Consider the following 15,716-nt stretch of genomic DNA (forward strand, 5'->3'; position numbering starts at 1 on the left):
ACTCATTTTACTCCAGTTCAACCCCTTGAAACTGAACTGGAGTAAGTGAAGTTTTCATACAAAAAATGAGTTTATAAACTCCATGGCTTACGGTACTCATAAGACAATAAATCATTGGCTTCCTCGCAGTTGACTACCCGTTCTTTCTCGGCATCCCACTTCAATGTTTGCCCAACATGCAAGGAAATTGTGGCCAAATGAGCCATATTGGTTGAGAGGTGTCCTTCTTCGAGTGACACCAAAGGCATTTCCCTTGATTTCACACAATCCAAAAAGTTACGAACAATATTGGCCCCAGGATTTGCATAACTTCCATCGGACAATTTGCCGTTACCCACATTCTTAACAACATACTCTTCCTCAGCCATCAATTTATCCCAGGTCTGAAATTGTCCTTTGGACGTTGCCACAATCTTATACCCATTGTTTCCTTCAGCGTAGAGTGTTCCATCAGTCCCTCGCATCTCCAAAAATCCTTGACGAACAAGGCTTCCTGAGCTTGCTTCCAATTGAGTGAAGGTAACGATTGCCCCAGAGGGAAATTCAAAAATCGTTTGCATCGTATCGGGGATTGTCCGATCATCATCAACAACGTATCTTCCCCCCAAGCTTGTAATCGAAACCGGCGCTTTCTCATTTAATAACCAACGGATTAAATCCAGCGAATGGACGCCGTTATTCAAAACCTGATTATCGTATTCTTCCCACCAACGAAACATGTAAGGAGCAATATTATACTGATAAGGTCGGTACGGTTTTGGCCCCAGCCACATATCCCAGTTGAAATCTTTAGGCGGTCTTTCTGGTTTCATTTTCCCGATTCCGCTTGGATACATATTGGACACGTGATTACTTACGGCAAAGGTGACTTTCCCTATTTTACCAGCCGGAATCTCCTGAGCTAACTTCTGGTAAGTCCCCGATCCTCTTCGGTTTAAACAGACTCCTGCAACCTGGTTGCTCTTCTCCCAAGCCTTAATAATCGCTCTTCCTTCGTGGATACTTTTCGTCAACGGCTTCTCAACAAGAACATCTTTCCCAGCTTCAATCGAATGAATGGTTTGAAGGGCATGCCAATGATCCGGTGTGCCAATGTAAACAGCATCAATCGATTTATCCTCTAACAACTGTCGATAATCTAAATACCGGTCGACCTTGTTTGGAAAGGCTTCTCCCATTTTCGGAATTTGCCTAGGACGTGTCTCAATGTACCGAGGATCCACTTTAGACCGATCTCGTGTTATGTAAGGTTCATATACATCGCACAAAGCAGCAACTTCACAGTCCGCTTCGTTCATAAATTCATGCATAACCTGCGTCCCCCGATTTCCAACACCAATAAAGCCTACCCGGACTTTATCATTGGCTCCTAAAATTCGGGAGTAACTTTTGGCGCTTACTGATTTTGCCCCTAAAGTCAGACCAGCTGCAACCATCCCTGTTTGGGATAAAAAAGCACGACGACTCGTTTTTTTACTTTCCTTTTCCATTTGATTAGATGTTAGTTAGGTTCATTCAATATTTTTCAATCAAGGGTGCAAGATTCAAGTTCCGCTTAACAAATCGGAACCCAAACAAACTTACAACTCCTATTTATCTGGCTGGTTTACACCATCATTCAAGTTTTAGGTTTTCCATGAAAAGTTCGTTCTTCATGATCAGACTTAACGCTTTTTGCCTTTCAGGAAGTGGCTAAAAAACGCATAAATCTGCTCGTTGGATTCTTCGTTTGGAGAATGCTCAGGCCGGTTTGACATTGCAACCCGATTGGTATAGCCTAATCGTTTATTGATCAGAATCGAATGATTTAAGGCTTTCCATCGCTCCGGTGGATCTTCTGATCCTCCCGAAACCAAGAAAGGACGAGGTGCCATCAAAGCATGCAAGTCGGTCAAATCATAACCTTCCTCAACCAACTTGGGGTACAATCCTCTGGCTGGATTATCGGCTGTAATCATTCCTCTTTTTCGCCAAGGCTGAGGATGATAGCCCAAATACCAAGGTTCCCAGTAATTAACCGCCTCACGAGTTTCATCGAAAACAATTCCAGGATCGGACCAAGCTGCGCAAGCAAACTTTTCATACAGACAGGACGCAAACATCGCCCATTTACCACCGAAAGAATGCCCGACAATTCCAATCCGACTTGAATCAACTTCCGGCACTTTGGCCAATACCTGCCAGGCATTGGCCGCCGCATAAGCCAACATCGACAGAGGCTGTACGCTTGCCCTATTGAGATTAGGATAATAAAGTGAAAATGTTCGATTGGCAGTAGCCTCAGTTGTTCCCAAAGAAAGTGTGATAAAACCACGCTTTGCTAACTGGATGGCAAAATCGCGATAAGGCTTTCCTCCAATTCCCACTGCCGTTTCCGGTTCGTAAAAAACGGTAATAACAGCCGCTTTCTTCATGCTTCCCTCAGGAACCAAAAGGTAGCCTTGAGTCCTTTCTCCCGGGAGCCAATTGAACGCCACTTGATATCGCGTAATACCTTCTGTTTTTACAGAATCCAAAAACTCCAATTGTTGTTCTTTCAATAAATCAGGCCAAGGCCCCATCATTTGATGCCACCGCCCAAGAATTTCTTCTCGCCGTAGCAACCAATCTTCAGTATTGGCCACCGTATCACCATTGTAAAAACGAAGCGGTGATTTAAAATCTCCAAATTCATTTTGAAATGCTGCTGGAGGTGAAAACAGCCCGGAAATTTTACTCCAATCCTGCGATGCTTCCTCTTTCAACACTTTTTGACCGTCGGCGCCAGACACCCAACTACCAGCTAAAAAAGCGAAACAACTCGCGATTAAAATACGCTTAATGATGTGTTTTCCAGACTGTCTCATTTTTCGAATTTCTAATTTATGATAAAGAACAATGATTTCCAACAATTAACACAAACACCCCGAACTCTATAGTTTTTGCATCAATTAGGTGGATAAAACTTCTTCGTGTTTCACACTTTCCTTTTGCTTCTTCCATAAATTCAAATAACGATCAATTCCAGTAATGTAGCTGGATGGGAAGAACAGCAAAACACTCAGTGCTGCAATCTCAATCAGGTTCTTATTGACAATCCAGTAACTTCCCTCGGCATGCACTGTTGTAGCTAATCCGGGGAAAGGCGGATACGCCAGGTAATACATTGCCAAAAGGATCATGCCAAATATTTTGGCTGGTTTGGATAGCAGTCCAATAAACAGGCTAATTCCGATTAAAATCAGTCCCCACACATTGAGTGTATCCACCAGGTTCATCGCAAACTCAGAGTTCGTCATTGATTTGAAAAATGGAGCTAAAACGCCTACTGCTCCATCCAAATAAGACTTTGCCGTCCAATCAGGCGTGTATAACTTCACTAAACCTTCGTATAAAAAATGCCAACCAATCAGCACTCTTAAAAAAGTCAGAACGAACAACTGCTTGGTTGAATATCTGTTTGTAATTTTATCGTTTCCCATTTGTTTCTTCTACCTCTTTTCAATTTATAAAATGATTGCTTTTTCATTCACCGGATCCCATTTTACCGGACGCTTATGCACATAGGCCAAGTTTGCCAAATTAAAGGTAACGGCTTCTTGAAAACCGATATCAACATGACAACTTGGTTGCCCTTTACCTCGTACCGCATCGATCCATTCTTTGAGGTGAAGAAATGTTGCATCCACAACTTTTCCATCAATGAGTGTCCGACCATAACCACCTCTGAAATATGATTGAGAGGTTGCTGAAGAAACAGCATCAATGCCAGCATAAGGATCGTAGTAATACATGGGGTCCGATGTGTTTATTTTAAGGTCGCTGTATCTTTTCGACTGCCCATCTTTGAATAGTGTGATCGCGCCGTCAACATCCATCGTAGCTTCTGTTCCCATGATCCGCGATTCCCGGTAAGTGCTGTTTTTCAATGAACAATCGTAAGTCATGGTCAATTTTCGATCGGGGTAATGAAATATCGCATTCATCACATCAGGCATGTCGCCATGGGTTTTATAGTAATGCTGCCCGCCCATTGCCACCACAGTGTCCGGAATACCAAGATCAAGCACTTGATTCACACAATCGAATCGATGGGTAAAGTCGTTACCGGTAACACTGGTTCCATAATCGCTGTAGCGCTGCCAACTGAAATACCGTTTTAAATCGAACTCCGTCCAAGGCGCATTGGCTAAAAACTCTTTCCAATTAATATTATCCCGGTTCCCCAGTTTATGATCAAAGGCATCGTCCCGTATCCAAGCACCAAAAGTGTTATTTCGATTGGTATAGGTCTGAACCATCGAAACTTCTCCAAGCACCCCTTTTTGATACATTTCGCGTGCAATTTTAAAACTCATTTGTTGCCGGTTTTGATGGCCGAGCTGAAAAACAATACCTGTTGATTTAACTGTTTTTTTCAGCGCCACAGCCTCTTCAATAGAATGAGTCATCGGTTTTTCCAAGTACACATGCTTCCCTGCTTTTGCTGCCTCAATTGCAATTAAGGCATGCGTGTGGTCGGCAGTTGCAATTATAATGGCATCAATCTCATCACTTTTTACCATTTCACGATAAGAAGAAAACACCTTCACAGCTTTTGACTTTCGTCGTCCTCCCGGATGAAGTTCATTGGATGAGATTTCAACGGCACGCTTTGTTCTAACGTCAAACGTATCGCAAACCGCTGCGAACTCAACATTCAGATCTTCTTGATTCAAGAAGTCCAAAAGTGCTTTGGTGGGTTCTCCATTGATTGTATTTTTTTCTACAAACTCAGGATGTACAAATCCCAGCGTTTTTAATAATTGTTCTCCTCGCCAGCCATGCCCCACTAATCCGATTCTTAACCGTTTACTTCCTGCACCAGTTGGAGGTAACAATTTTTGTTTGGGTGCATCAAGCTCTTTTATTTTTAGTGTTTCGTAAATATTCTTTTTCTTCCCTTTTATCTCCTTGCCAATGCTCTTCTCAAAAAACATGGAAAAATAACCGAGAAATGGCACTGCCACTAATCCTTTTAAAAAATCTCTTCTGAATAGGTTGCTCATAGTTCCGATATGAATAAGGTTCTGTTCTAATTTTTTCTTTTCGTCTCTTCTCGTTTAAATTGAATTTATAGCCCAATGAAAAACCATCAGGCTATAAACTCTATTGGTTAATTAGGATGTGAGAAGATTTACTACCAACCAGGATTTTGCCCCAGATTGGGATTCAATACCAATTCGTTTTCTTTAATTGGATACAGGTAATCTCTGTTTGGATTAAACTGCCATCCCTGCGGAAGTGCTCCCCCTAAAGGATCCAGGAACCCATTTTCATCGACGGCATAGGCAGGCACAATGTTGAATTGGTCTTTCTTGGCACCCAAAGGCTTTTTACCAATAATCAGCTCATCTGCCGCAGCCCACCGGGCAATGTCCTGAAAACGGAGTTCCTCCAAGGCTAACTCAATTTTGCGTTCTCTTCGAACTTCATTGATTATCGGTGACAACTCGGGGAATTCCCATTTTGGATCGGCAATAATATCTGCTAAAATCAAATTAGGCATACCAACCCGATCCCTTAGCTTCTTGATTGTTTGATCAATATCTTCCTGAGTAATGCTTCCCAGCTCAGCCTTCGCCTCCACATAGTTCAACAAAACTTCTGCATAGCGAAACTGAATAGAAGGTGTTTCCTCAAAGTTTAAATCGTGAAATTCGGTGTGTGGATTGTAGTGTTTCCGACGCTGAAACCCAGTAGGTGTCGTATAGTCAATATTGACAAACAGCTTTGTTTCGTAAACTTCATTCCACAGGACTGTATCTCCATCGGTTATTTTCCAGGGAACATCCGGGGTAAAAATAGTTTGATAAAAACGTGGATCCCTGTTTTTAGCCTCATCTGCAATGGTATTGTATCCTTGAAACAACGGACTAACCTGGATCGGTTTCCCGTCAGTACATAAGTAAGCATCGGCCAACGAACGCGTAATACCAAAACTCCAGGGATAAGCTAAATAATCCAACTTCCGCTTTGCACTCACATTCAGATCCAAGTCCATCTTGTTCCAGAACATTACTTCTTGATTATTGGTATAATCCCGAAGCCCAAACAAATCGACATAATCAGTCGCTGGAGAGCCTGTTGAATAAATATCATACAAGCCACTATTCATAACCTGACTTGCAGCCTCAGCAGCTTTATTCAAGTACTTATCAGGCTGAGCATTAGCAACTCCAAAATCGGAGCCTGCATGGTATTTTTCCCAAGTACCTTCGTAAAGCGCCACTCTGGATTGGAACAACAAGGCGATCCACTTATTCAACCGAGAATAACCACTCGTTTTTTCAGCTGTCATGTACATCGCTGCCGAATCAAGATCAGCAATTATCTGGTCTGCAACCACATTTCGGGCATCACGAGTTCCATAGAGTTCTGGAGAATTGGTCTGTAGTTGCTTTGCTACCCACTGAACATCTCCAAAGTTTTTCAACAACTGATAATAGAAGAAAGCTCTAAAGAAATGTGCTTCGCCAACGTATTGCTGGTACTCTTCAAAATCAGCTTCACACTTCTTATAATTATCAAAGAAATAGTTGACAGCCCTCACATTGGCATATGAAAGAGAAGGTCCTGAATTAATGGTCATTGTTCCCTCGAGACGTTGATCCATCGTTCGGTCATTCATATGAATATCTGAACCAATATCACCTCTGTGATAATATTGATGAGGAAAAATACTCCGGTTGTAGAACTGGTTCAGATATATCTTCATGTCACTGGGCTGGGTGAAAAAAACCGCATCAGTAACCTGATCTAAAGGATATCGATCCAAAAAGTCTTCATCCTGGCAGCTAACAAAAAACGAGCTTAAACAAATGAAGCATATTAGTAATTTCAAATCGTTCATAACTATCTGATTTAAATATTCTTTTTACTAAAATGTTAAACTAAAACCAAAAGAAAACATCTGAGTGATTGGGTAAATTTCTCCCAAATCAATTCCCCCTTCGCGACGGTTTGAGGCAACAGTTGTTTCCGGTTCAAAAAGGTCAGGCAATGAAGAAAAGGTCAATAGGTTTTCGCCTGATACATATACTCTTGCCTTTTGGATAAATACTTTCTTTGAGATCTTCTCAGGAAGTGTATATCCAATTTGCAGGTTTTTTAACCTTAAGTAAGAAGCATTTAAAACATACCTGGTTTGATCCTGAATATTCTTATTTCGTTGTGATGAGAAGTAAGGCTTTGGAAGGTAAGAGTTGGTATTCGGCCCAAAAATATTTGTTTCATCAGCAGGCCGCCAATAGTCCATCATCAATCCTCCCTCTAAAAGGGTTGAATTATTTGGTGCAGCCATTAATCCCCAGAAATATTCGGAATTGCTTGGTAAGAAATCACGTTTCCCAATTCCTTGCCAAAACATTTTCAAATCAAAATTCTTCCAGTTCGCACCAATTGAGATGTTATAGGCGTAACGAGGAGTGGTATTGGCAATTATCGACAGGTCGCCATGATCATCCAAGGTACTATTGCCTGGGTTAATTTCCTTATCATCATTTAAATCTTTATACTTGATATCACCAGGTCCCCAAGTGGCATAGTAATAAGATTGATCAAACATGTCCTCTCCTTCTTGCTGAATAATACCATCAGTTGTCAGTCCCCAAATATCGCCATACATTTTTCCAGCATACCAGGAATGAACGTTTCCTGTTGCATTAAGATATTCGAGAATCTTCGTTTTATAATCACTCAATCCAACTTTCACATCGTAGGAGAAATCCGAAGAAATTCGGTCTTTCCAACCAATCGAAAGCTCAATTCCCGTTGTTGATAACTTTGCATTGTTTGCTGCTGGCGCACTGGTTCCCAATACTGAAGGCAGTTGCTCTGATGGGCCAATCATATCTGAAGTAATCCGCTCGTACCAATCGAATACCACACTTAACCGATGATTCAGAAATTCGGAATCAAAACCGACATCAAAAGTAGTAATCGTTTCCCAGGTCAAATCCGGGCTAATAATCCGTGGAGACCGGGCATACAATGGAAGTTCATCATCAACAATATAATCATTCCGAAGACTGACAGGAATGGTAGCCAAATACAAGTAGTTTGCAACATTCTGGTTTCCTAAAGAACCGTAAGAAACCCTAAATTTCAATGTATTCACATAGTCTTCGAGAGAGGCCCAAAAGTTTTCTCGTGCAATATTGTAGCCGGCTGAGAACGATGGAAAAAAGCCCCACCTTGAACCGCGGGCAAATCTTGACGATCCGTCGTAGCGAGCACTAAACTCCACCAGATACTTTTCATCGTAGTTGTAGTTAAGTCTGCCAAATATCCCCATGGTTGTCCAATGCCCTAAGCGATCATCCAGCGTCATCGTTCCTGATGCAGCTCTGATTGCCACAATCTCGGGAGTAATCAGATCCATTTTTGAACCATACAAGCTATTGTATTCATTTTTATCCCACTCGTAACCAACTAAACCTTTAAAGTAGTGTTTATTCAGTTTTTTCTCATAGGAGCTAAAAGCACTAAACAAGGTGTATTTTTTTTGAGACAAACTGGTTCTGGCCCCTGTTGTTGACTCCCCAATATTTCCGGAACCGCCATTGGCCCATGTCGTAGGAACCGGCTTTGGATTCTGAAACGAAGATCCCCATTCGTAGTTGTAGTTGTAACGAACATTGGTCTTCCAGCCTTTTACGGGTTCTACTTCAATCCCGAAATTCATCCATAAATCATTCTTTTCATCTTTTATTCTTCCGCCTTCTTCCAGCAATGGAATCAATGGATTATTGTATGTGCCATCAATATTATAGACTGGCATCGTTGGGAAAAAGTTAATGAACTGCGACCAGGTATAGGTCCGGGGTAAGCCAACCATTCCAATCGGATGATCCTGATTGGTACGTGCATACTTCGTACTAAAATCAAATCGTCCCCACTCGGTAACTTTCGATGAAAAATTAGCCAAGACATTATACCGTTGATAAGAATCCTCTCCCCAAGTATACAGGCCGGGCTGATCAAAAACGCCAGCGGTAAAATAATACTGTGTTTTTTCTGTACTCCCACTCATATTGATGTTATGCTTCTGGTTAAAAGCATAGTCTTTATAATACATCTGAGTCCAGTTATTATTGGCATTACCAACCCAACGTCCGCGCCAATGGCTATTTGGTGGGTTCTCCGGATCATACGGATAGCTGTAAGTTCCATCGATGTAACCTTTAATGCGTTCCACCTGCTCATCCGGGAAAGTAGGTCCAAGTCCGGCATTGGCGCGGGCCTGGTTAAATGCGATTGCGTAAGAGTAGGAATCCAACATACTAGGGACATAAATAGGAACGGCAAACGAAAGGTTGTTACTATACTGAATTTGAACCGGTTGATCTTTTTGCCCTTTCTTCGTTGTAATTAAAACAACTCCAAATGCAGCCCTTGATCCATAAACAGCTGATGCCGAAGCATCTTTCAAAACAGATACACTCTCAATTGACTCCGGATCCAGTAGGTTAACATCCATCTCAACTCCATCAACCAAAATGAGTGGTGATGAATTTCCGGAAAGCGAGCCAATCCCACGGATTTGCCACTTCTGTGTAGCTCCCGGTTCACCCCCCATATTACTCAGCGAAATGTTCAGGTTTGGAGAGGTTCCTTGCAACAGTAAGGACACATTGGAAGCAGGCCGGTTCGCTAGCTTGTCTCCTGATACCACATCAACCGATCCAGTTACATTCACCTTTTTCTGAGTTCCATACCCCACAACAACAACTTCATCCACGCCAATCGCATCTTCTTCCAGAACAACGGTCAATTCATCATTCCCTTTGACCATTACTTCTTGCGTGCGCATTCCCATAAATGAAAATACAAGGATGCCTTCAGTTGGTACTTCAGGTAATTGGAATCGGCCATCAAAATCAGTTACAACTCCACTGGTTGTCCCTTTTAGCAAGACGGAAACCCCTGGAAGCGGCTGTCCGGCGGCATCAACAACTTTACCCCGAACAGTTCTTTGTTCCAGAAGGACATTCGCCAGATCATCCGGAAGCAACACAATGGCCCGTCCTTTTATGGTATAAGTAAGCCCGGTTTCTCTCAACACATTATCCAGTACTTCACTGACCAGCTTATCTTTGAAATCACCAGTTATCCGTTCTCCCGAATTAAGTTGCTCGTCTTTATAGACTAAAGAAAAATCCGTTTCCGTCTCCAGCACCTGAAGAACTTCTTTTAACGAATTATTTTCAAACCTGAGATTTAATCGTTTGCTCTGCGCTTGAGATACTACAGCATACGATTGCATTAAGAATCCTAAAATAAATATTAGCTGAAGCTTCATAATAAGAAGGGTTTTCCATCGTCGAAAAAGCATAGCTTTTCCTTCGACACAACAGTTTTTTTCCATACTTTTGTTTCGTTTTGTAGTTAATTTAATTAGGTTAACACAGACTAAATCAAGATGGGGAATGGTGGGCATTCCCCATTTTTAATAAGTTATATCATAGGCACTTCGTTTTACTTGTTGGGTCAGGACTTCTTCCTTTGAATACTAAATTTTCTAAAATCTTCTTTTGTATAGCTTATAGGCATGGTTAGTTGAAAAATATCTAAGATTTCTTCAATGGTTTCAGCATTTTTAAAAACTCCTGAATAAACGATCTTATTCAGATCGTCACTTTTCACTTCAATATCGACATCGTACCAGCGTTCCAGACGAAGCACCAATTCTTCGAAAGGAATTTCCTTAAAATCGAATAAGTTGTCTTTCCATTTGGCCGATGTGCCTCCGCTAAGCTCTCCCATGATAAACTGCCCATCCTTGTATTGCAAAGTCTGACCAGGATGTAAAGCCAGATGCTGTTTCCCTCGGATAATCTCAACACTTCCTTCAAGGAGAGCTGTTTCTGTCCGGTTAAAATCGGCATAGCCAGTAACGTTAAACTTTGTTCCCAACACCCGGACCGTATAGTCCCGTGTTTGAACCGAGAACTTTGATTTCTGTTGCTTGGCGACTTCAAAATAAGCTTCACCATCCAGTTTTACATTTCGGTTCCCAGCCATAAAATTGCTGGGATAAGAAAGGCTCGACTCCGAATTCATCCATACCTTTGAGCCATCAGGCAGCAACAGCTGAGATTTTTCTCCCCGAGGAACTTTCGTTTCAAACCATACAACTTTAACTTCCTCTACCGGTTTGGATGAGAAAAGATAGGTCCCCCCCCCACCCAGTATTAATCCGACTACGATTGCAGCCGCAACACGAAGAAATAAAAATGAAGATTTTTTCTTTCGGGGCACTGAAGGAAACTGTTGCCGAAGTAATAACTTACTCTTCAACTCTGCATACGAACGCTCGATCAATGGATCAGTGTCCTCTTGTAAAGCAAATTCATTTTTCAATTGAAAAAAGAATGCTTTATTTTCTGCACTTTCTTTTATCCATGCATATAAGAAAGTTTCCTCTTCTTTAGATAACTCCCCTTTAAAGTAGGCCATTATCCTTTCCCTCATTTGGCTTGCCGTATCCATTGTCTTTTGATTTTCAACTATGGAACACTTGCCAGAGGGATATACCCTACCTCAATTCTCAAAAAAATTTGGATTTTTTTTATTAAAACGACTTCAGTTCTTGAAGAACAACCAAAATAGCAGACAAAGGAAGGTAGCCGGCAAACTTTTCGCGGTAAATGCTTAACGCTTTCGAAATATGCTTTTCCACTGTTTTTATACTCAAACCTAACTGATCAGCTATTTCTTGATTTTTAAGACCATCGATACGGCTCATTCTAAAAACCTGCTGGCATTTATCCGGAAGTCGCTCCATCACTTCAGTTACTTTCTCAAAAAGCTCCTTCTCGACTAACAGGTACGGTTCATCTCCAACCATATCAATGTAGTACAATTCTTCTCCCAGATACTGATCTTTCACCTGAGATTTTAAGTTATCAACCACTTTCAGATGCCGGATGTAGTTTAAGCTAGCGTTGCGAACCATCTTATATAAAAAAGCTTCAGGATGTTCGTAATGAAAAGTGGTTTGCATTTCCCAGAGCCGGATAAAAACATTTTGCACCAGATCTTTGGCAAGTCCTGTATCGCCAATTATTTTTAAAGCAAAAGCATATAGACGAGGAAAATAAAGCGTGTAAAGCCGTTGAAAAGCTCTTTCATCACCTTGAGATACTGCATGAAACAACTTGATATGTTCTTCAGTCTTCAATCCAGCTTAAATTTTTTCGTAAGGAATAGGCTCAGTTTAGTCTTTTAAAAGTATAAAACTATATGAGGAGAAAAAATTTAAATTACACTTATTTAAAAATTCAATATGTCATATCTTTCTATTATTTAAACATTTGGTCAAATAAGAGTAAAGAAAGCTATTCCCTTAGATACAAAACTCAGACTCCCAAAAATCAAAAAAGGAGAAACACTCCATGTCTGTTTCTCCTTTCTGATTTAAATCAATCCAATGACAATATTGCGTTACTTAAACTTGGTAACCCCGGGAATTGCAACCGGAAGTTCATACTTTGTATCCCATGAAATATTTTTAGGGAACAACACTTCCTCAGATGCTAAGGCTTGGTCGTATGAAATTGTCTGCCCCGTATATGCTGCCATACGCCCTGCTAAAGCCAATAAATTTGAGCGAGTCATCCATTCTCCATCATTGATCGGTTGCCCATTACGAATGGATTCAAAAAGCTCATCATGCTGTTGTTGGTACATGTTCTTTACTTTCGACTTTTTGTAAGCGTTTTCATCTGTAAATTTCGTTTCATCATCATACCGCCAGCTATTTCTTCCACTTATCTCATGTAAACCAGTACGACAATTCACCTTACACCTTCCATCGGTACCAGCTAATTCGACCGCATACGAAGGAGAAGTTCCTGCTTGCTGACGACAGAAAAAGTAAGCTTTTGAGCCATTTGCATACTCATAGGTTACTCCAAAATGGTCATAGATGTTCCCAAACTTCTTATCCGTGCGTTTCTGGCGTCCACCAGTGCCACTTATCTTCACAGGAGCAATATCCCCCATTGCCCATGAGAATAGGTCAATACTATGGATTGCCTGCTCAACGATGTGATCACCCGAAAGCCAATTGTAATAAAGCCAGTTCCGTAATTGATATTCCATATCGGACCAAGCGTTTTGACGTTCCCGGTACCACAACTCACCGGTATTGTAAGTTGCTTCGGCTGTTAGAATTTCTCCGATCTGTCCATCCAACACCCGATTAAACGTTTTGCGCTTTGGAACATGGTATCTCCAACAAAAGCCCGAAACCAATGCGAGCTCCTTTGCTTTTGACTTTTCAGCAGCAGCAATTACCCGGCGTAATCCAGGAGCATCTACGGCAAAAGGTTTCTCGCAAAAAATGTGTTTCCCTGCATTTACTGCCGCCTCTAAATGGTCAGGTCGAAACGCAGGAGGCGCGGCCAACAACACAACATCTACATCCGAGTCAATCAGTCTTTGAAAAGCATCCAATCCTACATATTTATTGTTTTCTGCAACCTGCACCTTATCTCCAAATTTTTGCTTCAGGCTCGCATATGATTTTTCCAACTGATCAGAAAAGGCATCAGCCATTGCGCAAAAAATTACATTTGGATCTGCTTGCAATGCTTGCTCTGCTGCACCAGTCCCCCGATCGCCACACCCAATTAGCCCGACTTTTAAGGTCTTACTATTTGCTGCCCAAACAGCTTTTGAAGAGACTATGGTCCCTACTGTTGCCAAGCCGGCAATTTTTGTAAATCGTCTTCTTGATATATTCATTATATGCTGTTTTTCGGTTAATCTAAAACTTCACCCAAGCTCTCAAAACCTTATTTTCACTGACTGGCCCCATCAACAAACTCCGTAATTATCTAATTTGCAGTTCATTTCTTTTTCAGAAATATGAAACTGATTTCAAGTATCAGGAGCCGAAATTAATATTCGAGAAAAATAAGTCCAAAAACACAAATAACAAAGGAGAAATATCTTCTCGACATTCCTCCTTTTACACACAAGCAATACTGGCCTTTACCTGCAAGCTAAGCTGATAGACTTAAGACTAGCTTAGCCAATACGATTCATTCCTTTTTGAATCGCAAACTCTTCCTTGCCACCCTGCCAGCTTAATTTTAGTTTTAGCTCCATGTTTGATTCAATCTCAATTTTCGGGCGTTGTTGTTTTGAGCTTCGTTCAAAGCAGGTTAGGGACAGCATTCCTTCAGGACCTATCGGGAAACGAGCAATCCCATGCTTCTCTGTTAAGTTCACATCCCAGTGGATGGTCTTTTCAGGAAAGTTTCCCTGAATACCAAACACCCCTTCAATCAATACTGCTATTGGAGGCAGGCCGGTCCATCCAACAAAGTCAGGGCGAGCTAACAAACCGGGTTTAGCACTCTCAGGCGCATAGTACTCCCAAAATGTCCCGGTCTTTTTAAACACTTCCAAAATATGCTGATGATGACTAAAGGCAATGTCAAACGCTTTTTCGCGATAGCCATTTTTTTGAAGTCCTTTAATCACCATGAAATTTGTTGGCGCCCAAATTCCACCTTGCCAGTAACGACCGTCCTCCTGGTATTTCTCGTTATCAGCCGATAGTGAAGGAACCGGAAATTTACGGTTAAAGGTTGCGGGGTCGTCCAGATGCTCAACCAAACGATCAAGTTGGTCTTTTTCCAACACATCGGCCAGCAACGCCCAATAAGCACCAATCCCTTTCATCTGGCTCAGACTGCCATCACGAAAACGATCGTACAAAAAGCCGGTTTTATCGTCCCAAAGATGCTCACGAATGTAGGCTGACAGCACACCGATTTCATCTTCGATATCTTCAATTTCCTGCCAACGCTCCAGAACAAAACCAAACTTGAGCAAAATACGATCAACCATCAACTGCTGCAAGCAAGCATCCAACCACACCATGTGCCCATGGCTGTATATCATGTTGTACTCGCGCGGAACCCTTGGCTGGTTATCCATTCCCGTTCCCCAACCACTAGTCCAATAGCTGCCGTCGCGCCAGGTACGGTTCAACCTCAACCAGCGACTATAGGCTGCTAAAGCTGGAAAAATCAGGTTCACCCGATCCCAATCTCCAAAATGGTTGTAATACTCCAACTCACTCCACGGAATGATATTCGGGCCGGTGCTCACTGGATCATATCGGTGAAAAGCATCATCGCCTGTTTCCATAATCTCACGGCAAATGAAACCATCCAAATGCTGCAGAGAGTAAAAATTATTCAAGGTTTGTTGAAATGGAAACAAACGGCTTCCGTAGCGGGCAAACAAAGTAATGAAGGCTGAATCCCACATAAAGATATTGCCGTTGTAAGCCGTATCGAGATAACTGGACACAAAGCCAGAACCGGGAAGAGGCTTCCGGGTGTGCCCAATTCCAATCTCCCAAGCCTTCCAATACATATCAATGGCCTCTTTGTTTCCATCCCAGAATGGCTCAGGCAAAACGTTTTTTGCTTCTGAAAAAGTTGGAGGATCAATCAACTGAGGATCCATTCTTCGGAACTCGTTTTCAGCTACAAAGGAGTTTTTTACGTAGGTATTTTTGTAGGGTAGTTTATAAGGAGACTTCCGTTCAGCACTATCGCTTCCGGCACTTGCCAGCGGAGAACAAACAACAGATGTACCGGCCAGCACTCCTGCTCTTAAAAAATTACGACGGTTTGTCTTCATTGGTTTTTATCGATTTAGGGTTCTTAAAA

At 41.8% G+C, this 15,716-nt stretch carries 10 protein-coding genes; all 10 read right to left on the reverse strand.

Annotated elements, in window-relative coordinates; all coding sequences use genetic code 11:
- Positions 1-71: 71 nt before the first annotated feature.
- The 10 genes from BM156_RS15470 to BM156_RS15515 all read right to left on the reverse strand — a co-directional run bounded on the left by BM156_RS15470 (position 72) and on the right by BM156_RS15515 (position 15,687).
- Positions 72-1,490 (reverse strand): Gfo/Idh/MocA family protein, encoded by a 1,419-nt coding sequence (locus BM156_RS15470; protein WP_212733529.1) that lies wholly within the window; start codon positions 1,488-1,490, stop codon positions 72-74.
- A 174-nt stretch (positions 1,491-1,664) separates the two neighbouring features.
- The gene (locus BM156_RS15475) at positions 1,665-2,846 is read right to left on the reverse strand and encodes an acyl-CoA thioester hydrolase/BAAT C-terminal domain-containing protein (RefSeq protein WP_139218309.1); all 1,182 of its coding nucleotides are present in this window, start codon (positions 2,844-2,846) and stop codon (positions 1,665-1,667) included.
- Positions 2,847-2,930: 84 nt separating this feature from the next.
- Positions 2,931-3,461, reverse strand: a complete 531-nt coding sequence (locus tag BM156_RS15480; RefSeq protein ID WP_093920798.1) for a DoxX family membrane protein — start codon at positions 3,459-3,461, stop codon at positions 2,931-2,933.
- Between the two features lie 24 nt (positions 3,462-3,485).
- Positions 3,486-5,027, reverse strand: a complete 1,542-nt coding sequence (locus BM156_RS15485) for a Gfo/Idh/MocA family protein (protein WP_093920799.1) — start codon at positions 5,025-5,027, stop codon at positions 3,486-3,488.
- A 131-nt stretch (positions 5,028-5,158) separates the two neighbouring features.
- Complete coding sequence (locus BM156_RS15490; RefSeq protein ID WP_093920800.1) at positions 5,159-6,871, reverse strand: RagB/SusD family nutrient uptake outer membrane protein; 1,713 nt, start codon at positions 6,869-6,871, stop codon at positions 5,159-5,161.
- A 27-nt stretch (positions 6,872-6,898) separates the two neighbouring features.
- Positions 6,899-10,321 (reverse strand): SusC/RagA family TonB-linked outer membrane protein, encoded by a 3,423-nt coding sequence (locus BM156_RS15495; protein WP_212733530.1) that lies wholly within the window; start codon positions 10,319-10,321, stop codon positions 6,899-6,901.
- A gap of 188 nt (positions 10,322-10,509) precedes the next feature.
- On the reverse strand, positions 10,510-11,511 hold the full coding sequence (locus BM156_RS15500) for a FecR family protein (protein WP_093920802.1): 1,002 nt from the start codon (positions 11,509-11,511) through the stop codon (positions 10,510-10,512).
- Between the two features lie 82 nt (positions 11,512-11,593).
- Positions 11,594-12,202, reverse strand: coding sequence for an RNA polymerase sigma-70 factor (locus BM156_RS15505; protein WP_093920803.1), 609 nt, complete (start codon positions 12,200-12,202; stop codon positions 11,594-11,596).
- A gap of 263 nt (positions 12,203-12,465) precedes the next feature.
- Positions 12,466-13,770, reverse strand: a complete 1,305-nt coding sequence (locus BM156_RS15510; RefSeq protein ID WP_093920804.1) for a Gfo/Idh/MocA family protein — start codon at positions 13,768-13,770, stop codon at positions 12,466-12,468.
- A 285-nt stretch (positions 13,771-14,055) separates the two neighbouring features.
- Positions 14,056-15,687 carry an MGH1-like glycoside hydrolase domain-containing protein gene (locus tag BM156_RS15515; protein ID WP_093920805.1) on the reverse strand — a complete coding sequence of 544 codons (1,632 nt, stop codon included), beginning with the start codon at positions 15,685-15,687 and terminating at the stop codon, positions 14,056-14,058.
- Positions 15,688-15,716 lie beyond the last annotated feature (29 nt).

It is taken from the genome of Sunxiuqinia elliptica, from assembly GCF_900113005.1.
Classification (GTDB): Bacteria; Bacteroidota; Bacteroidia; order Bacteroidales; family Prolixibacteraceae; genus Sunxiuqinia; species Sunxiuqinia elliptica.

Excerpts from the sequence above, each read along its gene's own strand:
- BM156_RS15510 (WP_093920804.1), bottom strand. The coding sequence starts at position 13,770 with ATGAATATATCAAGAAGACGATTTACAAAAATTGCCGGCTTGGCAACA.
- BM156_RS15480 (WP_093920798.1), bottom strand. The coding sequence starts at position 3,461 with ATGGGAAACGATAAAATTACAAACAGATATTCAACCAAGCAGTTGTTC.
- BM156_RS15470 (WP_212733529.1), bottom strand. The coding sequence starts at position 1,490 with ATGGAAAAGGAAAGTAAAAAAACGAGTCGTCGTGCTTTTTTATCCCAA.
- BM156_RS15490 (WP_093920800.1), bottom strand. The coding sequence starts at position 6,871 with ATGAACGATTTGAAATTACTAATATGCTTCATTTGTTTAAGCTCGTTT.
- BM156_RS15500 (WP_093920802.1), bottom strand. The coding sequence starts at position 11,511 with ATGGATACGGCAAGCCAAATGAGGGAAAGGATAATGGCCTACTTTAAA.
- BM156_RS15485 (WP_093920799.1), bottom strand. The coding sequence starts at position 5,027 with ATGAGCAACCTATTCAGAAGAGATTTTTTAAAAGGATTAGTGGCAGTG.
- BM156_RS15475 (WP_139218309.1), bottom strand. The coding sequence starts at position 2,846 with ATGAGACAGTCTGGAAAACACATCATTAAGCGTATTTTAATCGCGAGT.
- BM156_RS15495 (WP_212733530.1), bottom strand. The coding sequence starts at position 10,321 with ATGAAGCTTCAGCTAATATTTATTTTAGGATTCTTAATGCAATCGTAT.
- BM156_RS15515 (WP_093920805.1), bottom strand. The coding sequence starts at position 15,687 with ATGAAGACAAACCGTCGTAATTTTTTAAGAGCAGGAGTGCTGGCCGGT.